Origin of the sequence: Streptomyces sp. NPDC088116, assembly GCF_044741745.1 — a bacterium.
Lineage (GTDB): Bacteria > Actinomycetota > Actinomycetes > Streptomycetales > Streptomycetaceae > Streptomyces.
Genome location: NZ_JBIUTF010000006.1, coordinates 244,503 through 265,528, shown reverse-complemented (window position 1 = coordinate 265,528; position 21,026 = coordinate 244,503). Strand labels below are relative to the sequence as shown.

Sequence of the window (21,026 nt, the reverse complement as noted above, 5' to 3'; positions counted from 1 at the left end):
GCTTCGCACAAGAGTGCCCGTGCGATCACTGTTCCGTCGGATATCCGCTTGCCCCGGGCCCGGTGGTCCACGCACGATTTCCCCCGTGAGCGCATGGTTGCGGGGCGTCGCGAAGCACACCGGGGAGATCGTCCGAACGGGGAGGCGCCGCGCCCCGGACGGGTCTGGGGCGAGGATGCGCGGGGTGGTGGAAGCGGCGCCGGCCGGAACGACGGACGTACCGGCCAGGGCCGGTTCCGGTCACCCTGGAGCCGGATGTGCGGGCCGGGCGGTGTCCACCGTCCGGCCCGCACCGTAAGGCTTCGGCTCAGCGCCAGCCGTAGAGCTCCCTGAGCCGGTTGACGACCAGGTTGAACCGCCCCCGGTCCAGAGCGCACGCCTCGCGCCGCATGCCCTTCTCGTGGACCCGCAGGACCCGGTCGACATTCACCCAGGAATCACGGCCCGCGCGGTCCCACGGCCCCACACCGATCGGCACCCACTCACGGTCGTTGTTGTGGCGCTTGCTGGAGAGCTGCACGGCGAGCAGTGTGCCGGCCGCCTCACGGGCGACCACCAGCACCGGCCGGTCCTTGCCGCGCCCGTCGTTCTCCTCGAAGGGCACCCAGGTCCAGACGATCTCGCCGGGGTCGGGGTCGCCGTCGTGTTCCGGGGCGTACGAGGTGCGGACTGGGCCCACCTGGCGGGGCTCGGCCTCGGTCGTCGCGGCCGGACCGCCGCGACCGGGCAGGTCAGGGCTGTCGTCGTGGGCGTGGTGGGGGGCGCGGTTGCCGCTGCCGGCATCGGAGAAGGGCCTCATCCGCACGACGTTAGATCCCGTCCACCGCTGCCCGTCGGCCGGGTCTCCACACTCGCCGTCGACGGCTGCCGGGAACAACCGGCATCCACTGCCGGTGATTAACCGGCATCCGCCGGACCGCGCCGTCGGCCGTCTGGAAGGATCCGGGAGCGATGAACCACTTACCTGAGCAGTTCTCCGCCGACCACCCCGTTCCGACCAGTGCCGACGTCGCACGACTGGCCGGAGTCTCGCGGGCCACCGTCTCGTACGTACTGAACAACACCTCGGCCGTACGGATCAGCGAACCCACCCGGATCAAGGTGCGCGAGGCCGCCGAGCGACTCGGCTATGTGCCGCACGCCGCCGCCCGCAGTCTGCGGGCCGGGCATACCCGGATCGTGCTTCTGCCCTCGGGCCGAGTCCCGGTCGGGCGGTTCTACAGCCGCTTCTTCAACGAACTCCAGTGGGCCCTGCGCCGGCTCGACTACACCGTGGTGCAGTACGGGAGCCTCGGCCTCGACGGGGACGGGGCGGCCCGTGCCTGGGCCGAGTTGCGGCCCGTCGCCGTCGTCTCGCTCGGCGAGGTCGCCCTGACACCGCAGGGAGTGGACACACTCAAACGGTCCGGCGCGCGCGCCGTCATAACGCTCGGTCCGGAACCGGTCGCCGGGGCGCATGCCCTGGTCATGGACCAGCGCGAGATCGGCAGCCGGGCGGTGGCCCATCTCATCGAGCGCGGCTACCGGCGGATCGGTGTGGTGATGCCCGACGAACCGGGGCTGGAAGTCTTCGCCGACCTGCGCCTGACGGGCGCTCGCGCCGTCGCGGCCGGTACCGGCGCGCGGATCGAACCGCTCCCGCTGGTGTACGAGGAGGAGCCGGCGGCCCGCCTCGCCGCCCGCTGGCGCGGGCTCGGCCTGGACGCCGTCTTCGCGTACAACGACGAGTACGCGATGCTGCTGATGCGGGCGCTTCTGGACGAAGGGATCGGCGTGCCGGAGGAGACGGCGGTGATCGGCTCCGACGATGTGCTGCTCGGCAGACTGCTGCGCCCCCGGCTCTCCACGGTGCATATCGACCTGGTGACGGGACAACGGCTGGCGGACCTGGTGGACCGGGTCGTCCGTGACCCGGACGGGGAGCCGGAACGGCTCGACCTGATGGGGGCGCGGGCCGTCCACCGCGAATCCACCTGATCGGACCGGACGGTGAGGGGGGCGGGGCGCTGCCGGGAGCGGTGGTCCCGGCAGGGACGTTCGGGCGGGACGTTCGGGCGGGACGCTTCCGGGGAGGCGCAGGGCGGCGACATGCGGCGACACGGCCGGGTGGCTAGCGTCGGCTGCATGACTACCGTCCCGCGGCGCTTCGAGATCCTGCTGGTGGCCGAGTTCACCGACGAACACCACCACGGCCCGCCCACTGCGGAGAACGCCCTGCGCTCGGCCGTCGTCGAGGCGACGGGCGAGAGGGGATCCTCCGGCTATCCGCGCTACACGGGCGGGGGCATGGAGGCGGACATCGACACCGAAACCCGCACGGTGGAAGCGCTGTTGATCGACGGTGAGGAACTCGACTACGGCTTGTCGGTCCGTGTGATCGCCGCCTCCGGCGGGCTGACGCGGGGACCGGATTGACGGCGGCGACGACGAGGCCACGCGGCACGGCAGCTCCCCGCTCCGGCGGGCCGGCAACTTCGGGGCGGGTTCCGCCCGTTGACAGCGGTGGCCGGCGGGCAGAGACTCGGGGTCGATCATGGTGAACGATGGTTCACGTGGCGGGCAAGCCGGCCTGGTGTGTCGCCGTCGTGGGAGAGAAGCCGGAGCGGAGATCCGATGAGCATTCGCGACGTCTACATCGTCGACGCCGTCCGTACGCCGATCGGTAGATTCGGTGGCGCCCTGTCCTCCGTGCGCCCCGACGACCTCGCCGCGCATGTGGTGAAGTCGCTGGTGAGCCGATCCCCGCGGCTCGACCCGGGCAGGATCGACGATGTGGTCCTCGGGGACGCGAACGGCGCCGGCGAGGACAACCGCGATGTGGCACGCATGGCCGTCCTGCTCGCCGGACTGCCGGTGACCGTGCCGGGAGTGACCGTCAACCGGCTCTGCGGTTCCGGCCTCGAAGCGGTCATCCAGGCGGCCCGCGCGATCGCCCTCGGTGACGCGTCCGTCGTCGTGGCGGGTGGCGTCGAGTCGATGTCCCGGGCTCCCTGGGTCCTCCAGAAGCCGGAACGGGCCTTCCCGGCCGGACATCAGCAGCTGCACTCGACCACCCTGGGCTGGCGCATGACCAACCCCGCGCTGCCCGCCGAGTGGACCGTCCCGCTCGGTGAGGGCGCAGAACAGATCGCCGACAAGCACACGATCACCCGTGAACAGCAGGACGCGTTCGCCCTCGCCAGCCACCGCAAGGCCGCCGACGCCTGGGCCGCGGGTCTGTACGACGGCGAGGTCGTCCCGTACGACGGTGTGGAGCTGGGCCGGGACGAGTGCGTCCGGGACGGCGGCTCGATGGAGGCGCTCGCCAAGCTGAAGCCGGTCTTCCGTACCGACGGGACCGGGACCGTGACGGCCGGCAACGCCTCGCCTCTCAACGACGGGGCCGCCGCACTGCTCCTCGTCGACGAGGACGGCCTGCGCGAGACCGGACGCGAGCCGCTCGCCCGGATCAGGAGTTCCGCGGTCACCGGCGTCGAGCCGCAGCTCTTCGGTCTCGGGCCGGTCGAGGCGGTCCGGCGGGCCCTGGCCAAGTCGGACCGTACCTTCGCCGACCTCACCACGTTCGAACTCAACGAGGCGTTTGCCGCCCAGTCGTTGGGCTGCCTCGCGGAGTGGCCCGGTCTCGATCCGGCCGTCGTCAACCCGCGCGGCGGCGCCATCGCCCTCGGCCATCCGCTCGGCGCCTCCGGTGCCCGCCTCGCCGGATCCGTGGCCCATCAGCTCGCCGCGGCCGGTTCCGGTACGGGCCTGGCCGCGCTCTGTATCGGCGTGGGCCAAGGCCTCGCGCTCGTCCTGGAACGCTGACGGTCGAGGGGGCACGCACACGGCCGGGGCCCGGCCGTGTCATGACTCGGGTCCCGGCCGTGTCCGGGGCCTCACACCGGACAGGACCTAGGAGCCCTGGACGCCCTGCGGGGTCTCGGCGCCTTCGGCGGCCGACTGGGCCTCGGCCTCCGCGACCGACTTGCGGACCTCGTCCATGTCCAGCGCGCGCGCCTGGCCGATCACGTCCTCCAGGGCCGCCTCGGGCAGCGCGCCGGGCTGGGCGAACACCGCGACGTTCTCCCGGACGATCATCAGCGTCGGGATGGAACGAATGTCGAACGCGGCGGCCAGCTCCTGCTGCGCCTCGGTGTCGACCTTGGCGAACACGAGGTCGTCGTGACGGTCGGAGGCCTGCTCGTAGACCGGGGCGAACTGGCGGCACGGACCGCACCAGGAAGCCCAGAAATCGATCAGAATGAAGTCGTTCTCCGACACCGTCTGGTCGAAGTTCTCCTTGGTGAGTTCCACTGTGGCCATGGCCTGATTACCTCTCTCTGCTCTCCGGGTGAAGCCGCTTGCGACAACGGTGTGCGTCTTCGGCGTATTCCTGGCCCCTGCCCGAAGATCGTGTCGCCATGCGAACGGCATCGCACCAGACTGATCCCATGACGGAACCCATGGAGTACGACGTTGTGGTGGTGGGCGCGGGGCCGGTCGGGGAGAACGTCGCCGACCGGGTCCGGGCCGCCGGGCTGAGCGTGGCGGTCGTGGAGAGCGAACTGATCGGCGGCGAGTGCTCGTACTGGGCCTGTATTCCCAGCAAGTCCCTGCTGCGCCCCGCGCTCGCCCGTGCGGACGCCCGCCGGGTACCGGGACTGCGTCAGTCCGTGCGGGGGCCGCTGGACGCCAAGGCCGTGCTCGCCCACCGTGACGAGTTCACCTCGCATTGGAAGGACGACGGCCAGGTCGCGTGGCTCGACGGCATCGGAGCCCGGATCCACCGGGGCCACGGCCGGCTGGACGGCACGAAGCGGGTCACCGTCACCGGCCGCGACGGGGAGGAACAGGTACTGACCGCCCGCCACGCCGTCGCCGTGTGCACGGGCAGCCGGGCCGTACTGCCAGCTCTGCCGGGGCTCGCCGACGCCCGGCCCTGGACGAGCCGCGAGGCGACCAGCTCCCAGGAGGTACCGGGCCGGCTGGTGGTGGTCGGCGGGGGCGTGGTGGGCGCGGAGATGGCGACCGCGTGGCGGGCGCTCGGCGCGGAGGTCACACTGCTGGTCCGCGGCGGCGGCCTGCTGCCGAGGATGGAGTCCTTCGTCGGTGAGCTGGTCGCCCAGTCGCTGACGGAGGCGGGCGCCACGGTCCGTACGGGGGTCTCGGTCGCCGCGGTCGAGCGCGAGGGCGGGAAGGGCCCGGTGACCGTGGTGCTGGCGGACGGCGAACGGATCGAGGCCGACGAGGTGCTCTTCGCCACCGGGCGCGCTCCGCGTACGGACGACCTGGGCATGGAGTCGGTCGGCCTGGAGGCGGGCTCCTGGCTCACGGTCGACGACAGCTGCCGGGTCGAGGGTATCGACTGGCTGTACGCGGTCGGCGACGTCAACCACCGTGCCCTGCTCACCCACCAGGGCAAGTACCAGGCCCGTATCGCCGGGCCCGCCATCGCGGCCAGGGCGCGGGGCGCGTCCGCGCCGGACTCCGGCCCCTGGAGCGCCCACGCCGCCACCGCCGACCACGTCGCTGTCACCCAGGTCGTCTTCACGGAACCCGAGGTCTCCTCGGTCGGCCTCACCCTCGCCGAGGCCGAAGCGGCGGGCCACCGTGTCCGCGCCGTCGACTGCGACCTCGGCGCCGTCTCGGGCGCGGCCCTCTACGCCGACGGCTACCGGGGGCGCGCCCGCATGGTCGTCGACCTGGACCGGGAGATTCTCCGTGGCGTCACTTTCGCGGGCCCGGCGGTCGGGGAGATGCTGCACTCCGCGACGATCGCGGTCGTGGGGGAGGTGCCGATCGCCCGTCTGTGGCACGCGGTTCCGGCGTTCCCGACGATCAGCGAGGTGTGGCTGCGGCTGCTGGAGGCGTACCGTGACGGCGACAGCGGCTGAGCGGTGTCGCCGTCACGGGCGACCCGCGTACGGCGGGGGCACCCCGTGAGGATCGGAGCGCCCCCGACGGCCGGGCACCGGCTCAGCAGTACTGAGACTCCTTGCCGATGGACCGGTACATGCAGTCCGAGTTCTCCAGGAGTTGCAGCACCGCGTCCCGGTTCCTGCTCGTCTCCCGGTCGATCACCTCGTCGGGCGGGTAGAAGCCACCGCCCGAACTCGATGAGGGGTACATCTCGAAGGTGTACGCGAAGACCTTCTGTGACCCCCACAGCCAGTCGTCGATCGAGCCGTCCGTGATGTAGAGGTCGCTGGACTGCTCGGGGGTGTAGCCGTTGCTGGCGGCCATCTTCCCGCCCACGGCGGCGAAGGCGTTACGGTCGTCCGCCGTCATCCCCGTGGTGGTGTTGGCGGTGGTGTAGCCGAACGGCCAGAGCACCAGCTCGCTGTAGGTGTGGAAGTCGATCGCGGCCTTCAACTGCTGTTTGCCACCGACGACCCGGCTGCGTGCGAAGTTCGCCACGACCTTCACCTCGGGCGCGGACTCGGCGGCGGCGCCCCGGTAGGTGTCCGAGGACGCGCTGCCGGACGAGCCACCGCAGCAGCCCCACTGGTACGCCCAGTTGCGGTTGAGGTCCGTACCGACCGCGCTGGAGCCGGAGTTGGGCTGGCGGTTCTTGCGCCAGCTGCGGTACGAACCGGTCGCGATGTCGTACTCGCCGCCGTCCGGGTTGAGGTCCGGGACGATCCAGATCTCACGGTTGTTCACGATGTCGGTCACGCGTGAGTCGGTGCCGTACCCGGAGGTGAACTGCTTCAGCAGATAGAGCGCCATCTCCACCGTGAGGTGCTCACGCGCGTGCTGGTGGTGCGTGAAGAGGACCTCGGGCTCGCTCTCGTCGGTGGCGACGTTGTCGCTGACCTTGATGGCGACGATGTTCCGGCCCTGGTACGAGGTGCCGATGACGCGCTGGCTCACGATGCCCGGGTTCGCCGCGATGACGGAGCTGATCTCGCTCGTCATCTCCGCGTAGTTGTGGTACTTCGAGTCCGCGGAGGGAAAGTCGAACGGCTTGACGTCGCCGTTCGCGGTGCGGTCCGGTACGGCGCCCAGCGGTGTGGGTTCGTAGCCGAGTGCGCGGAGCTTCTTCGCCTGCGCGGGATCGGCGGAGACGACCACGCTCTCGCTGTCCGACTCGTCGATCGTCACACCGGTCCTGGCGAGCGTGGTACGCGTCGCGGAGGTGGCGTGCATCTGGATCTCGTACTGCTGGATGTCCTCGTCTGCGGCCGTCGCCTCGTCGGAGGCCACCGGGGGAGCGGAACCGGCGTTGCTGGCCGTGGCCGTGGCGGTGAGGCCAAGAGCCAGCGTCAGCACGGTGGCCAGGGTGGCCGCCCGTCTGCGTCTGTTGCCGCCGCTTCCGCGGATTCGGAGTCGCATGAAGTCTCCCGGGAGTGGAGTGGTGGGGGTGTCACCGCGACGTGGTGGGGGTCACTGCGACATGCCCGGTGCGGGATGTGAGGGAAGTGAGGGTGGTCCGTCCGGGGCCATCCTGAACGCATGGCATGACCCGGTCAAGGGTGTGATGAGGATGAACGGGATTGGCAACTTCCTTGAAATAGAGCCGAGTTGGCGCGATGAAGTCGATGCTCTCATCGCCCGTGCGGGCGGGACCTATGGTCGCCCGCTTCGGCGGCCGTCGTGTGACGGCGCGCCGAGGGGCGCGTCGTCGGCCCGCCATTCATCCGATGAGTGGGGGATGGGAATCCGAGGCACGTCCTGAAAGATGCATTGACAGCTACTTGTCATGCTCCAATCATCGGATCTCATGACGGAGCTCCCCAGACGCCACCTGATCGGAATGACGGCAGGAGCGGCCATCGGCGCCGCTCTGATCCACCCGGCCACGGCTGAAGCGAGTGCGCACGCCGTGCCCACAGGGACGGGCGCGGATACGGACACGGAGGCGGAGATGGACCGGCGGGGTGAGGGATGGGGCACGGTCCCGGCCGCAGTGCCGGTTCCGCTGGAGCGGTGGTTCGACAACGACGGCATTGACACCGAGGACGCCCGAGGAGGCGACTTCGACGGCTCCGGCTACACCTTCCCCGGAGAGGAACTCCCTTCCGGAGAAGTGGAGTTCGGTGGCATCGGCTACCTCTTCCCGCCCTCCGCGGCGGGGGCGAGGAACAACATCGTGGCCCTCGGTCAGCGGATCGAGCTGCCTGCGGGCCGGTATCTGTCGGGCCACTTCCTCGTCGCGTGCAGCTACGGCGCGGCCTCGGGCACCGTCACCGTCCACTACGCCGACGGTTCCACCTCGACCGCGGCGCTCGGCGGTCCCGACTGGTACGTGGGTACGGGCGGTCTCGCCGCCCCGTACCGCTACGGCCCCACCGGCGCCAAGGACCCGCACCGGGTCGTCATCGCCGCGTCCGAGATCGCCGTCGACCCGGGCAGGGAGGCGGTGGCACTGACCCTGCCGGTCACCCGCCCCGCCGAACCCGACGCCTCGTCGCTCCACGTCTTCGCGCTCTCCCTCCAACCGGTCGCGGAAGGGCGGGTGTTGGCGGTACGGGACGCGCGTTCGACGCCCTCCCTGCTGGACCATGGCGACCAGAGCGTCGAGGCCACGGTCGTCAACGCGGGCACGGTGGGCATCCTCGCCGCCGACGCGCTCAGCCTCTCCGTGGACGTCCCGGGCGCCCGTACCGTCGCACCGGCCACGGTCACCCGGCTCGCCCCCGGCGAGCAGGCCCGCGTCCGGATCGGGATCAGACCGGCGCCCGGCACCGTGCCGGGGACGAGCCGGGACGGCCGGGTCGTCGCACGCGGCCGGGGACAGCAGGCCGCGCACGCCCGGAGCCCTCTCACCCTCGGGGTGCCCGACTACCGGCCGGCCGACGACTCCCTCAACACCCATCAGGCTCCGTACTGGTTCCAGGACGCGAAGTTCGGCATCTTCATCCACTGGGGGGTCTACTCCGTGCCGGCCTGGGCACCGGTTGGTGTGCAGTACGCCGAGTGGTACTGGGACCAGATGCAGGACCCGGACAACCCGACGTACGCCTACCACCGGCAGACGTACGGCGAATCGTTCGCCTACGACGACTTCATCCCGCGCTTTGGCGCCGAGAGGTTCGATCCTCGGTCCTGGGTCGAGCTGTTCCGGGACGCGGGCGCCCAGTACCACGTCCTGACCTCCAAGCATCATGAGGGCTTCGCCCTCTGGGACACCAAGGTCTCCGACCGCAACTCCGTGAAGATGGGGCCGAAGCGCGACCTGATCAGAGAACTGTTCGACGCGTCGCGCCGCTACACACCGGAGTTGCACCGAGGCCTGTACTTCTCGATGCCGGAATGGTTCAACCCCGACCACCCCTGGCAGGGGCACGCGCCCCGCAATCCGTACACCCTCGAACCGGTGCCGTACACGGGTCACACGGCGGGCAAGGACTACATCAAGGATCTCCAGGCCCCGCAGATGCTGGAGTTGATCCACGGATACGACCCCGAGGTCCTCTGGTGCGACATCGGCGGTGACAACGACAGTCACCGGGTCCTGGCCGAGTACTTCAACCACGCCAAGAACCGGGCGCGCCCCGTCGAGGTGACCGTCAACGACCGCTCCGGCATCGGCCCGCACGACTTCACCACACCCGAGTACACGACGTACGACTCCGTCGTCACCGCGAAGTGGGAGGCCAGCCGTGGGCTGGATCCGCGCTCCTACGGCTACAACCGGGCCACCCCCGACGACAGATACATGACCACCGAGGAAGTCGTCCACGCCCTCGTCGACATCGTCTCCAAGAACGGCAACTTCCTCCTCGACATCGGTCCCCGGGCCGACGGCACGATCCCGGAGATCATGGAGCGCCGACTGCGCGAGACCGGTCAGTGGCTGAAGGTCAACGGCGAGGCGATCTACGGCAGTACGTACTGGGCGAGAATGCCGCAGCTCGGCGAGGACCTGCGCTTCACGGTCCGGCAGAACAAGGCGTTCTACATCCACTCGCTCGCCGAACCGGGCAGCACCCTGACGGTCGAGGCACCCGTGCCCATCAGGCCCGGGGACCGGGTGACCCTGCTCGGGTACGGCCGGCCGCTGAGCTGGCGCGGAGCCGGCGGCAAACTGGTCGTCGACGTACCGGCGGCGGCGCGCCGGGCCGGCCGGTACGCGTGGGTGTTCAAGATCGAGTGGCGCTCCTGAACCACGCGTGTGCCGTTACGTCGCGGGTGAACTGGTCGCGGGGGCGGGGTCGTTGATGCTGCGCAGTTCCTGGAGCTCGCCCCCGACCTTCGTACGGAGCTGCTCGAGGACGCCTACCTTGGCACCGATGGCCCACTTCGGGCCGACGAGATAGGTGCCGCCGTACATGCTCGCGGTGTCCAGCCAGGTCCGTTTGAACTTCTCGGCGGGGAACGTGGTCACGATCCAGTTCCCCCGGGGTGTTTTGCACACGCCTTCGCGGAGTTCGTCGGCCTCCATCCGGATCTCGGCCTCGCAGCCGGTAAGGGAGGCGATCTTCTCGATGTTCGCGGGTGCCGGGGAGGGCACGGCGCTGGTGCTCGGCGTGGGGCGGGCGGTGTTGCGCGTGTCGGCCCGGTCGGCCGAGCAGCCCACGAGGAACGCGGGCAGGAGGAGGGCCGCGAGGAGCGCGACGGCGCGCGGGGGGTGGGGGCGGCAGGGCGTCACCGGTTGTCCCTCGTTTCACATGGTGGGTTCGGGCGTCCGGAGGGATACGGACGGCAGGGCCGGTCCGTTCACGCGACGGGCGGGACAGACCGGCGTGCGCCTGGGCGCACGGGAGTTGTCCGGTCAGCCGTGGCCGGTCGCGGACGACGCGCGACTACGTCGCGGACTCTAGAACTCCCCGGCCGGCGCGGGCTTGATGTTGTGGTTGAGCCGGAAGACGTTGTCCGGGTCGTACCGGGCCTTCACGGCGGCGAGACGCCGGTAGTTCTGGGAGCCGAGCCCCGCGACGACGCGTTCCTCCCCCTCGCGCCCGATGAAGTTGAGATACACGGCACCACTCGACCAGGGAGCGACATCGGCTCGTAGGTCACGGGCCCACCGCCTGCCCCGGTCGTCGTCGGCCGGGTTGTCCCACAGACCGAAGGGATGCACGACCCACGGCGCGCGACGCCAGGGCAGGGGGCGGTCCATGGGACCACGGGCGACCGCGCCACCCTGCGGGAACAGCACATGCTGCGAGGGTGAGGGCACGATCATGTCGTCGGCGCGGGCGCAGAAACGGTCGACGGCCTCGTCGGGGAGGCTGTCGAGGTGCTCGGCGGACCAGTAGTTCCGGTAGCCGGGCGGGGCGTCGAGCATGCGTTGCAGCTCGGCGTACGGGATTTCGGCGATCATCTCGGCCTCGTGACCGAGACCCAGCATCGGCCGGGCCACCTCACGTGCCGCCGCCTCGCCGCCCGTGTACGTGATCAGCACAGCGCACACGAGCGTGCCCACCAGGTGTTCCGGTACGAATGGTTCGGGCGGCGCGGTGATGTATATCAGCCCTCCGCCGACCTCGTCCGGCGCCGATGCGACGAAGTCCCGGTAGGCGCGCAGGACTTCCGGTCCCGCCTCGGGCGCCCACAGCAACAGGGCGGCGGTCATCGCGGGCAGTGGATACAGTCTGAAAGTCATCGAGGTGGCCACACCGAAGTTGCCGCCCCCGCCGTGCAGCGCCCAGAACAGCTCGGGGTTCTCGTCCTCGCTCGCGCGTACGGTGTTTCCGTCGGCGGTCACCAGGTCCACCGAGAGCAGGTTGTCGCAGGCCAGACCGAACTTGCGGTCCAGCCAGCCGGTGCCACCACCCAGGGTGAAACCGCCGATCCCCGTGGTGGACACCCGGCCGCCGGTCGTCGCCAGAGCGTGCGGCTGCGTCGCCCCGTCGAGATCGCTCATCACCGCGCCGCCGCCGACCCGCGCGGTGAGCGCGTCGGCGGCGACCGAGACCGCGTTCATCCGCCGCAGGTCGACGACGAGACCACCGTCGCTGAGGGCCATGCCCGCGACGCCGTGCCCGCCACCGCGAACCGCGATCTCCAGACCGAGGCCGCGTCCGAAACAGATCGCCCGTGCGACGTCGCTCTCGGTCGCGCACTGGGCGATGACCGCCGGGCGCCGGTCGATCATCCCGTTGAAGACGGCGCGAGCCTCGTCATAGGACGTGTCCGACGGCACGATCACGTCGCCCTCGAAGCCCGTGCGGAGGCGGTCGAGAGCCGTGTCCTTCTCCCCGTCACGCGGTGCCATGTCGTCCCCGCTTCCCGCGGGGGAGGAGGCGCCCCCCGCTGTCTCGGGCGGCTGTTCTCACATACTTCGACGGTAACCCCGGAGCCGTACCCCGGTCATGTGCGCACCCAGGAGCCGACGGCACACCTGGACCGACGACCGGCTGATCAAACGAAATCGCCCAGGCGCTGGAGCAGTGTCGGGAGGTGGCTGTGGTCCACGTCCTTCACCGCGGTCACCAGGGTGACCGGCTGCTTCCCGGCGATGTCCAGCAGGTGGTCCAGGGCCTCTCGGCGCCCGGCGTCGTCGAGTTCGTCCCGGTACCGGGACGTGAACTCCTCGTACCGGGAGGCATCGTGGTGGTACCAGGAGCGCAAGTCCGCCGAGGGGGCGATGTCCTTGAGCCATTCGTCGATGTCGGCACGTTCCTTGGACACGCCCCGGGGCCACAGCCTGTCCACCAGGACACGCGTCCGGTTCGCGTCGGCCGGGTCCGGGCCGTCGTACACCCTTCGTACGGCGAAGGTGTCCATCACGCGTCCCTCTCGATCCCGTGCCGGTCTGCTGCTTTGCACCAGGCTTCTGCTGCCTTGTACCAGGCTCGGCCGGTGCGGCGTCCGCCGCAAGGCGGCCGGTGATGGCTTGTCCCTACGGCAAACGTTGTTGCTGTGCCCGCAGAAGCTTGGCAGACTCGCCTGGCGGACCGACAGGGAGGCCTGTCGGGAGGGGACCGCGCAAATTCCCAGGGGGGAATACACATATGAAACTCAGCGCGCCCAGACGCGCCCTCGCTCGTGTCACGGTCGTCCTGTCGCTGGCTCTGTCGCTGGCCACCGGTACGGCCGCGCTGGCGGGTGCCGCGCACGCCGCTCCGGTCGAGTCCGGTTCGCTCAGCTTCAGCGGCGACCCGGGCGATTACATCAGCGGCGGACAGTCCTACTCCTACTCGACGGAGTCGCGGGACGGCTTCAACGCCAGCGCCAGTACGGACAACAGGGTCGTCTCCCTCTCGGTCGACGGGGCCAACGGCGACTGGTGGTCCCTCGACCTCGCGGCGCCGAGCGGCAAGGCGCTGACACCGGGCGAGTACACCGGCGCCACCCGTTACCCGTTCAACGGCTCGGCACAGCCGGGCCTTTCCCACAGCGGGAACGGACGCGGCTGCAATACGCTCACCGGTTCCTTCTCCATCCAGCGGGCGGAGTTCGGGCCCAACGGGTACATCCACACGCTGGACGCCACGTACGAGCAGCACTGCGAAGGTGATACGGCGGCGCTGCGCGGTGAGGTCCACATCAGCAGGCCCGCACCGCCCGCGGCTCTCGATCTCGGGCTCGACGTCGCGCTCGACGGCACGGCCGGCAGCCTCAACGGCAAGGCCACCGTGCACGGCACGGTGAGCTGCACGGAGCCGGTTCGGGTGACGGTGTCGGGCGGTGTGACACAGGTCAGGAGAGGTGTGATCATTCGCGGTTCGTTCACCACTTCGGTGGCCTGTGAGCCGGGCGCCGCGGCGGAGTGGACGGCAGCCGCCGTCCCCGTCGGCACCACCCCGTTCCAGAAGGGTGATGTCGAGGTCGAGGCTCGGGCGTCGGCGGTGGACCCGAACTACGGCGGGATCGCGGAGGCTTCGGAGACCGTGGCCGTGCGCCTTGGCAAGGGCTGAGCAGGACGGTATGCCGCTGAGCCCCGCGGGGTCCTGATCGACTGAAGCGGCCCCGGTCGCGTTCCCCCACAAGGGATGCGACCGGGGCCGCTTCGTGCCCGGTCGGTCCGGAGGCGGCGGACCGGTGGGACGCGGTGGCGAGGGCCGCCCGTGCCGGGGAGCGTCGTGGTGCGGGTGCGGGTGCGGGTGCGGGGACGCAGGCTTGTCGGCAGGAACAACATTCCGGTCACCGACACTTTCGCCCCACCGCACCCGGAGGGATCCAGATGAGTACCTATCGAGTCGCAGAGGCCGCGGCCCCCGGCGGTTCGTTCCGGATCGTCGAGCGCGAGGTGCCACAGCCGGGCCCCGGCCACGTACGGGTCGCCGTGGACGCCTGCGGGATCTGCCACAGCGACGCCCTGTTCGTCGACGCGGGGGTACCGGGTGTCGAGTTCCCGCTGGTTCCCGGGCATGAGATCGCCGGACGCATCGAGGCACTGGGCGAGGGAACCCGGGGCCCGAAGGTGGGCGACCGGGTGGCGGTGGGCTGGTTCGGCGGCAGCTGCCACCACTGCACGCCGTGCCGGCAGGGCGACTTCATCGTGTGCGAGAACCTGAAGGTACCCGGATGGGCGTACGACGGGGGTTACGCCGAGACGGTGATCGTGCCGGAGGACGCCCTGGCCCCGATCCCCGACTCGCTGTCGGCGACCGACGCGGCACCGCTGGCCTGCGCGGGGGTCACCACGTACAACGGGCTGCGGCGCAGCTCCGCCCGGCCGGGTGACCTGGTCGCCGTACTCGGCATCGGTGGCCTGGGGCACCTGGGGGTGAAGTACGCGGCCGCGATGGGATTCGAGACCGTGGCCATCGCCCGCGGTTCCGACAAGGCCGACTTCGCCACGCAGCTCGGCGCCCACCACTACATCGACAGTACGGCGGGCACCGGCGTCGCGGACGCGCTCCAGGCCCTCGGCGGAGCCAAGGCCGTCCTGGCCACCGCCGCCAACTCCGCCGCCATCACCGCGACGGTGGACGGGCTGGTCCCCCGTGGCGAGCTGGTGGTGATCGGCGCCGACACCGAGCCGCTGGGAATCAGCCCGAACCAGCTTCTTCTACAGGGCAGGATCGTCCGCGGTCACCCGTCCGGCACCGCGCAGGACATCCAGGACACCCTGGCGTTCAGCGTCCTGCACGGGATCGTGCCGATGGCCGAGGTCGTGCCCCTGGACGACGCCGATCAGGCATACAAGAAGATGCTCTCCGGCGCCGCCCGCTTCCGGATGGTGCTCACCAACCGCTGACGGCGCTCACCACCCGTCGGCGCCGCGCCCCGCGAAACGGGCGGCGCCCTTGACTACTCGCTGTCCAGGTCGAGGAGGACCTTGGACGCGCGGGTCCGGTCTCCCGCGAGATCGAAGGCCTCGGCGGCCTCGGCCAGCGGGAAGGTGTGGGTGATGACGGGCTCGACGTCGAGCCCGTCGGCCAGCAGCGAGAGCGCCTCGTCGAAGTCGGCGTCGAAGCGGAACGAGCCGCGCACGGTGATCTCGCGGGTGACCACGGTGTTCCCCAGGAATCCGATCTCTCCCGGCGGGAGCAGGCCCAGCAGCACCAGGGTGCCGCTGCGGCGTACCCGCTCGACGCAGGTACGCAGACCGGCCGGGGCGCCCGAGGCCTCGATGGCGATGTCTGCGTCCTGCGCCCGTTCCTGCTCGTCCGGGCGGTCCGCCCGGACGGTGGTGGTGGCGCCCACCCGGGTGGCCAGCTCCAGGGGCTGCTCCAGGAGATCACTCACGATGATCTCGGCCGCTCCCGCGTGGCGCAGGATCGCCACGACGAGCAGGCCGATCGGCCCGGCGCCGGTGACCAGTACGCGCTTGCCCGCGACGTCGCCCGCGCGGCGCACGGCGTGCAGGGCCACGGACAGCGGCTCGGCGAGAACGGCCCGGCGCGGGCTCAGCCCGGCGGGCAGCGCGCGCACCTGGGCGGCGGGTACGACGATGCGCCGCGCGAAGCCGCCCTGGACATGCGGCGTGCGGGCCGCACTGCCCAGGTAGCGGGAGTGGGCGCACACGTTGCGGTGGTCCTCGGCGCACTCGCGGCAGCTGTCGCACGGAGTCGCGGGATGGATGGCCACCGGGGTGCCGACGGCCGGGCCGTCCGCGCCGGGGCCGAGCGAGGCGACCCGGCCGACGACCTCGTGGCCGAGCACCATGGGCTCGCGCAGCTGGAAGTCACCGACCGCGCCCCGGTGGTAGTAGTGCAGGTCGGATCCGCAGATCCCGCCCAGCGAGACCGCGACGGCGATCTCGTCAGGGCCGGGGACGCCGGGGTCGTAGGCCTCGACACGCAGGTCTTTGGCCCCGTGGACGACGCAAGCTCGCATGGTGGGTGCTCCGGGGGTGTGGCGGCCGGTGGCCGACGGTGTGGTGACGGCCGCCGATGCTGTGGTGGCCGGTGGTGCGGGTGGCGACCGGGCCGTCACAGGACGGAGAGCATGCCGCCGTCGACGTAGAGGATCTGTCCGTTGACGAAGTCGGACGCGGGCGAGGAGAGGAAGACCAGCGCGCCGATCAGGTCCTCGACCTCGCCCCAGCGCCCGGCCGGAGTGCGACCGCGTACCCAGGCGCTGAACTCCTCGTCCGCGACCAGCGCGGCGGTCAGTTCGGTCCGGAAGTACCCCGGTCCCAGGGCGTTCACCTGGATACCGGAGGGGCCGAGGTCTGCGCACATCCCCTTGGTGAGCAGCTTCAGACCGCCCTTGGTGGCCGCGTACGGCGCGATTCCGGGGCGTACGACCTCGCTCTGGAGCGAGCAGACGTTCACGATCTTGCCCCGGCCGCGAGGGGTCATCCTGCGGGCGACCTCACGACCGACCAGGAAGGCGCTGGTGAGGTTGGTGTCGAGCAGGCGGTACCAGTCGTCGTCCGCGAAGTCGGTGAAGGGCGTGCGGTGCTGGGCGCCGGTGTTGTTGACCAGGATGTCGATGGGGCCCGCCCGGTCCTCGACCCGGGCGATGCCGTCGGCCACGGCGGCCGGGACCGTCACGTCGAAGGCTTCGGCGAGGACCGTGCCGCCGGTGAGGTCGGCCAGTTCCCGGCGGGTGCGTTCCAGCGCGGTCTCGTCGCGACCGTTGAGGACGACGGTGCAGCCGGATTCCAGCAGGCCCTGGGCGAGCGCACGGCCGATGCCCCGGCTGGAGCCGGTGACCAGGGCGACGCGACCGCCGATGTCGAAGAGCGGGTGACTCATGCGGGGTCCTTACGGGGAACGGGGCTGGACCCCGGGATCGCGGTGCGGGCCGGGTTCCCGCCCAGCACGTCGAGGATGTTGTCGGCGGCGAGGCCGACCATGTGGGCCCGGGTCGACTCGGTGGCCGAGCCGATGTGCGGGAGGGGCACCACATGCGGGTGGCGGGCCAGGGGAGTGGGCTCCGGGCCCATCGGCTCGCGCGCGAAGACGTCCAGACCGGCCGAGTGGATGGTGCCCGCGTGCAGCGCCTCGAGCAGGGCGTCCTCGTCGACGACACCGCCGCGAGCGGTGTTGACGAGGGTGGCGGTGGGCTTCATGGCGCGCAGTTCGGCGGCCCCGATGAGATTACGGGTGGCGGGGCTGAGCGGGACGTGCAGGGAGACGATGTCCGACTCGGCGAGGAGGGTCGGCAGGTCGACCGCCACGGAGCCGTTCTCGTCCGGTGCCGTGTCCGGCGTACCGCTCGGGGCGGTGCTGCGGGAGTGGTGCAGTACCCGCATGCCGAATCCCTTCCCCCGCCGGGCCACGGCCTGGCCGATCGCGCCGTAGCCGACGATGCCGAGTGTCGCGCCGTACACATCGAGACCGAGGTGGCCGCCCATGTCGAAGGCCTGCCACTCGCCGCCGAGCAGGCTGTCGCGGGCGGTGCCGAGCCGTCGGCGCGCCATGAGGAGCAGTCCGAACGCCAGGTCCGCGGTGGTCTCGGCCAGCACGCCCGGGGTGTGGGTGATGACGACACCGCGGTCGGCCGCCGCCTGCTGGTCCACCCCGTCGAAGCCCATACTGGCCAGGCTCACGACCTTCAGGGAGGGCCCGGCCGCGTCGAGCAGGGCGGCGTCGACGGAGTCGTTGCCGAGGCACAGGATCCCGTCCACACCCGCCGCGAGCTCGTGCAGTGTTTCCGGGGCCGGCTTGCCGGGGCCCGGAGGACGTACCAGGTCCACCGCCGCACCCAGCCGGTCCAGGCCGTCCCCGGGAAGCATGGGACGGGTGGTGAGCACGCGCTGCGCCATACCCTCTCCTCTTTCCACTCAGTGAGAAATGAATCCGTTGAACGGAAACCATGGTGTTCATCGACCTGGAGAGATGTCAACCATCGTGTTGTGCGGCGAGACGAAATCCACTGAATGGAAACCATTTCCGTACAGTGGCAAGCCGAGTGGTATTTTGGCGCGGTGCACACCAATGACGTACCTGCCGATGTAGTGGGCCGGGCCGTGCGCCTGCTGGTCCTGGTCGGCGAACACCCGCACGGCATCACGTTGTCGGAGCTGGCCCGTGAGAGCGGCGTCCCCGTCAGTACGTCACACCGGCTGGTGAACGCGCTGTGCCGGGAAGGCCTGGTGGAGTTCGAGTCGTCCGGCAAGCGCTACAAGCCCGGTCTGCGGCTGTTCCAGCTCGGCCAACGGGCGGGCCAGGCCTACGGGTTCGCGGGCACCGCCCTCCCCGTCATGCAGGAGGTGACACGGGCGACCCAGGAGGCCACCTTGATGTCCGTCCTCGACGGGACGCGTCATCTGTACGTGCACTACGTGGACGGACCGCTCACGGTCGGGGTGCGCAGCGAACCGGGCCGGCACGGCCCGCTGCACTGCACCTCGATGGGCAAGGTCCTGATGGCGTTCGCGGCCCAGGACGTCCGCGCCGACCTCCTGGACCGGGTGGAACTCACGCGCTTCGGGCCGAACAGCATCACCGACCGCGAGGTACTGCGCGAGGACGTACGACTCGCCGCCGAGCGCGGCTACGCCACGGCCGACGAGGAGCACCACCAGGGGCTGCGGGCCGTGGCCGTGCCCATTCTGCGACCGGACGGCGGTGTGTTCGCCGCACTGTCCACGGCCGCCCCGGCCTTCCGCCGCACCATGGACGACCTGGTCACGATGGTGCCGCTGCTCCGTTCCGCGGCCGCCGAACTGGGTGCCCGGCTGCCCCCTCGCTGAGCGGCCTTCGCCGAAGGGCGCTCGCCGGGGGCTTCGTACCGCTACGGCTCCTCGGTCCGGTCGGTCCGACGGTCGCCCTGCCGGTCTGTCTGTACGAACGCGCCGATGAGCTCGTGGAAGACGTCGTGCACGGCGAGCGCGGGCTCGGACAGTGGCTGGTGGTGCGAGAAACAGAGGGAGAGCGTCACCTCGATCGAGGGACCGGTGATCCTTCGGACCGTGACGTCCCTCGCCTCACGCGTCGCGCGAGCCAGCGACCGGGGAAGCACCGTCGCCCCCATCCCCTCGACCACCGCGGCGACCAGAGTCGACGTCGACTCGGCCTCGCCGATGACCCTCGGTTCGACGGAGGCCGTCCTAAGGGCATGGTCCATCACCTGCCGGATGGTGTGGGACGGGCTGGGCAGCAGCAGTTCGGCGCCCGCCAGCTCGCTCAGCGCGACCTCGGGAATCCGCGCGTCCTCGGCCCGGGGATCGCGCGGTGCCGCGTCCGGCGCCGTGACCAGGAACAGCTCCTCGGTGAGCATCGGCTCGAACTCGACGCCGCGCATGGGCCCGGATCCATAGATGAACGCCATGTCCATCCGGCCGGTCATGATCGCTTCGCTCAGCACCCCGCCCGAGTTCTCGTTGAGGTGCAGAACGATGTCCGGATACCGCTCCCGCACCGCGCGGAGCAGCGGAAGCGCCAGCGCCGCACCCGTGCTGCACGGCGCGAGGCCGACCGAGACCCGGCCGGCCGGCGTCCGGCCGCCGGTCCCGACGGCGGCGTGTGCCTGCTCGACCTGGTGCAGGATGAGCTGCGCGTGCCGGTAGAGGGCCCGGCCCGCCTCCGTGGGGACGACGCCGCGCTTGCTGCGGATGAGCAACTGCTGCTTGAACTGGGCTTCCAGGGCGGAGACCTGCTGGCTCAGCGCGGGCTGCGCGACATGAAGGATGTCGGCGGCGCGCGTGATGCTTCCCGCGTCGACGATCTTTACGAATGAGTGGAGCCGTCGCGTGTCCATCGACCCTGACCCTCCGGTTCCGTGTCGGGGGCGGAGGCCAGCAGGATACGCGCCCGTCAGCGCCCTTGTTCCGCGGCCGTCGGGTCCGTGAGCAGCTCCGCGGACAACTTCGTGGGCTGCCCACATCGGCTGATCCATAAGCCTCGCGCGGGCCGATCCATAAGTGTCGCCGATCACGTCACGCAGAACAGGTATTTGTCGGCGACGGGTGGCTGAAAGTAGCTTCCTCGTCATCCAACGTTCCCTCGCCGGAGGCCGCTATGACGCTTGCAGTTGATCTTGTCGCCGACCTCGGCGAAGGCTTCGGCGCGTACCGGATGGGCGACGACGAAGCACTGCTCTCCCTGCTCACCTCGGCAAACATAGCCTGCGGATTCCACGCGGGCGATCCCCGGATCATGGACGCCACGGTCCGCTCCTGCGTCGGCCGCGGTGTCGGCGTCGGCGCCCACCCCAGCTTCCCCGACCTCGTCGGCTTCGGGCGGCGTGCCATGGACCTGACACCGGAGGAGGTCCGCACCGACATGCTTTACCAGATCGGTGCGTTGCACGCCTTCGCCACCGCCCATGGCACCCGCGTCGCGCATGTCGCGCCGCACGGACGGCTCGGCAATCTCGTCGCGGTCCGTGCGGACTACGCGCGGGCCGTCGTGGACGCGGTCGCCTCCCTCGACCAGACGATCATCGTCCTTGCCCAGGACGGTGAACTCGCCACGGCAGCGCGCGAACGCGGCCTTCGGGTCGGCATCGTCGGCATCGCCGACCGTGCCTACCGGGACGACGGCACCCTGGTGCCGCGTGGCGAGCCCGGCGCGGTCATCACCGCCCCGGACGAGATCGCGCGGCGCACCGTCCGCATGGTGACCGAGGGCGTCATCCGCTCCGTGGGCGGCAACGACATCCCGGTCGAGTGCGACACCGTCCTGCTGCACGGTGACACCCCCGGCGCCGTCGCGTGCGCCCGCACCGTACGTGCCGCACTGGTGGACGCGGGCGTCGAGATCGCCGCGCTCGCGGACGTACTGGACCGAAACGCCCGACGAGCGGCGGCCTGA

Annotated in this window: 19 protein-coding genes; 9 read left to right on the top strand and 10 right to left on the bottom strand. The window is 70.8% G+C overall.

Features of this window, described 5'->3' with window-relative positions:
- Window positions 1-307 precede the first annotated feature (307 nt).
- Window positions 308-730 (bottom strand): type II toxin-antitoxin system PemK/MazF family toxin, encoded by a 423-nt coding sequence (locus tag ACIOJD_RS24745; protein ID WP_401918036.1) that lies wholly within the window; start codon window positions 728-730, stop codon window positions 308-310.
- 221 nt (window positions 731-951) lie between these two features.
- Here ACIOJD_RS24745 and ACIOJD_RS24740 point away from each other — a divergent pair, with 221 nt between their 5' ends.
- From ACIOJD_RS24740 to ACIOJD_RS24730, 3 genes are all read left to right on the top strand, one after another.
- Window positions 952-1,977, top strand: a complete 1,026-nt coding sequence (locus tag ACIOJD_RS24740) for a LacI family DNA-binding transcriptional regulator (protein ID WP_401917529.1) — start codon at window positions 952-954, stop codon at window positions 1,975-1,977.
- 147 nt (window positions 1,978-2,124) lie between these two features.
- Window positions 2,125-2,415, top strand: a complete 291-nt coding sequence (locus tag ACIOJD_RS24735; protein ID WP_401917527.1) for a hypothetical protein — start codon at window positions 2,125-2,127, stop codon at window positions 2,413-2,415.
- Between the two features lie 198 nt (window positions 2,416-2,613).
- The gene (locus tag ACIOJD_RS24730; RefSeq protein WP_401917525.1) at window positions 2,614-3,804 is read left to right on the top strand and encodes a thiolase family protein; all 1,191 of its coding nucleotides are present in this window, start codon (window positions 2,614-2,616) and stop codon (window positions 3,802-3,804) included.
- Window positions 3,805-3,891: 87 nt separating this feature from the next.
- Here the strand turns inward: ACIOJD_RS24730 and trxA are convergent, their stop codons facing one another.
- On the bottom strand, window positions 3,892-4,302 hold the full coding sequence (gene trxA / locus ACIOJD_RS24725; protein ID WP_401917523.1) for a thioredoxin: 411 nt from the start codon (window positions 4,300-4,302) through the stop codon (window positions 3,892-3,894).
- A 128-nt stretch (window positions 4,303-4,430) separates the two neighbouring features.
- On the opposite strand from trxA, the gene ACIOJD_RS24720 reads away from it, so the two are divergent.
- The gene (locus ACIOJD_RS24720) at window positions 4,431-5,873 is read left to right on the top strand and encodes a dihydrolipoyl dehydrogenase family protein (protein WP_401917522.1); all 1,443 of its coding nucleotides are present in this window, start codon (window positions 4,431-4,433) and stop codon (window positions 5,871-5,873) included.
- An 82-nt stretch (window positions 5,874-5,955) separates the two neighbouring features.
- Here the strand turns inward: ACIOJD_RS24720 and ACIOJD_RS24715 are convergent, their stop codons facing one another.
- Window positions 5,956-7,314 carry a M14 family metallopeptidase gene (locus ACIOJD_RS24715; RefSeq protein ID WP_401917520.1) on the bottom strand — a complete coding sequence of 453 codons (1,359 nt, stop codon included), beginning with the start codon at window positions 7,312-7,314 and terminating at the stop codon, window positions 5,956-5,958.
- A gap of 388 nt (window positions 7,315-7,702) precedes the next feature.
- On the opposite strand from ACIOJD_RS24715, the gene ACIOJD_RS24710 reads away from it, so the two are divergent.
- On the top strand, window positions 7,703-10,087 hold the full coding sequence (locus ACIOJD_RS24710) for an alpha-L-fucosidase (protein ID WP_401917518.1): 2,385 nt from the start codon (window positions 7,703-7,705) through the stop codon (window positions 10,085-10,087).
- Between the two features lie 15 nt (window positions 10,088-10,102).
- Here ACIOJD_RS24710 and ACIOJD_RS24705 read toward each other — a convergent pair whose 3' ends face one another.
- From ACIOJD_RS24705 to ACIOJD_RS24695, 3 genes are all read right to left on the bottom strand, one after another.
- Window positions 10,103-10,573, bottom strand: a complete 471-nt coding sequence (locus ACIOJD_RS24705) for a hypothetical protein (protein WP_401917516.1) — start codon at window positions 10,571-10,573, stop codon at window positions 10,103-10,105.
- A gap of 168 nt (window positions 10,574-10,741) precedes the next feature.
- Window positions 10,742-12,142, bottom strand: coding sequence for an FAD-binding oxidoreductase (locus tag ACIOJD_RS24700; RefSeq protein WP_401917514.1), 1,401 nt, complete (start codon window positions 12,140-12,142; stop codon window positions 10,742-10,744).
- Between the two features lie 146 nt (window positions 12,143-12,288).
- Window positions 12,289-12,654 (bottom strand): DUF488 domain-containing protein, encoded by a 366-nt coding sequence (locus tag ACIOJD_RS24695; protein ID WP_401917512.1) that lies wholly within the window; start codon window positions 12,652-12,654, stop codon window positions 12,289-12,291.
- A gap of 227 nt (window positions 12,655-12,881) precedes the next feature.
- Between ACIOJD_RS24695 and ACIOJD_RS24690 the strand changes: the two genes are divergently transcribed.
- Together ACIOJD_RS24690 and ACIOJD_RS24685 are read left to right on the top strand one after the other, a co-directional pair.
- Window positions 12,882-13,787 carry a hypothetical protein gene (locus tag ACIOJD_RS24690; protein ID WP_401917510.1) on the top strand — a complete coding sequence of 302 codons (906 nt, stop codon included), beginning with the start codon at window positions 12,882-12,884 and terminating at the stop codon, window positions 13,785-13,787.
- 266 nt (window positions 13,788-14,053) lie between these two features.
- Complete coding sequence (locus tag ACIOJD_RS24685; RefSeq protein ID WP_401917508.1) at window positions 14,054-15,073, top strand: alcohol dehydrogenase; 1,020 nt, start codon at window positions 14,054-14,056, stop codon at window positions 15,071-15,073.
- Between the two features lie 53 nt (window positions 15,074-15,126).
- Here ACIOJD_RS24685 and ACIOJD_RS24680 read toward each other — a convergent pair whose 3' ends face one another.
- From ACIOJD_RS24680 to ACIOJD_RS24670, 3 genes are all read right to left on the bottom strand, one after another.
- Complete coding sequence (locus tag ACIOJD_RS24680; RefSeq protein ID WP_401917506.1) at window positions 15,127-16,155, bottom strand: L-idonate 5-dehydrogenase; 1,029 nt, start codon at window positions 16,153-16,155, stop codon at window positions 15,127-15,129.
- A gap of 95 nt (window positions 16,156-16,250) precedes the next feature.
- Entirely contained in the window at window positions 16,251-17,021 is a 771-nt protein-coding gene (locus tag ACIOJD_RS24675) for an SDR family oxidoreductase (protein ID WP_401917504.1), read from the bottom strand.
- A complete protein-coding gene (locus ACIOJD_RS24670) occupies window positions 17,018-18,034 on the bottom strand; it encodes a 2-hydroxyacid dehydrogenase (RefSeq protein ID WP_401917502.1) in 1,017 nt (338 codons plus the stop codon). The genes ACIOJD_RS24675 and ACIOJD_RS24670 overlap by 4 nt, the downstream gene beginning before the upstream one ends.
- Before the next feature lie 162 nt (window positions 18,035-18,196).
- Between ACIOJD_RS24670 and ACIOJD_RS24665 the strand changes: the two genes are divergently transcribed.
- The gene (locus ACIOJD_RS24665) at window positions 18,197-18,964 is read left to right on the top strand and encodes an IclR family transcriptional regulator (RefSeq protein ID WP_401917500.1); all 768 of its coding nucleotides are present in this window, start codon (window positions 18,197-18,199) and stop codon (window positions 18,962-18,964) included.
- Window positions 18,965-19,005: 41 nt separating this feature from the next.
- On the opposite strand, the gene nac is transcribed toward ACIOJD_RS24665, so the two are convergent.
- A complete protein-coding gene (gene nac / locus ACIOJD_RS24660; RefSeq protein WP_401917498.1) occupies window positions 19,006-19,971 on the bottom strand; it encodes a nitrogen assimilation transcriptional regulator NAC in 966 nt (321 codons plus the stop codon).
- Between the two features lie 260 nt (window positions 19,972-20,231).
- Between nac and ACIOJD_RS24655 the strand changes: the two genes are divergently transcribed.
- Window positions 20,232-21,026, top strand: a complete 795-nt coding sequence (locus ACIOJD_RS24655; RefSeq protein WP_401917496.1) for a LamB/YcsF family protein — start codon at window positions 20,232-20,234, stop codon at window positions 21,024-21,026.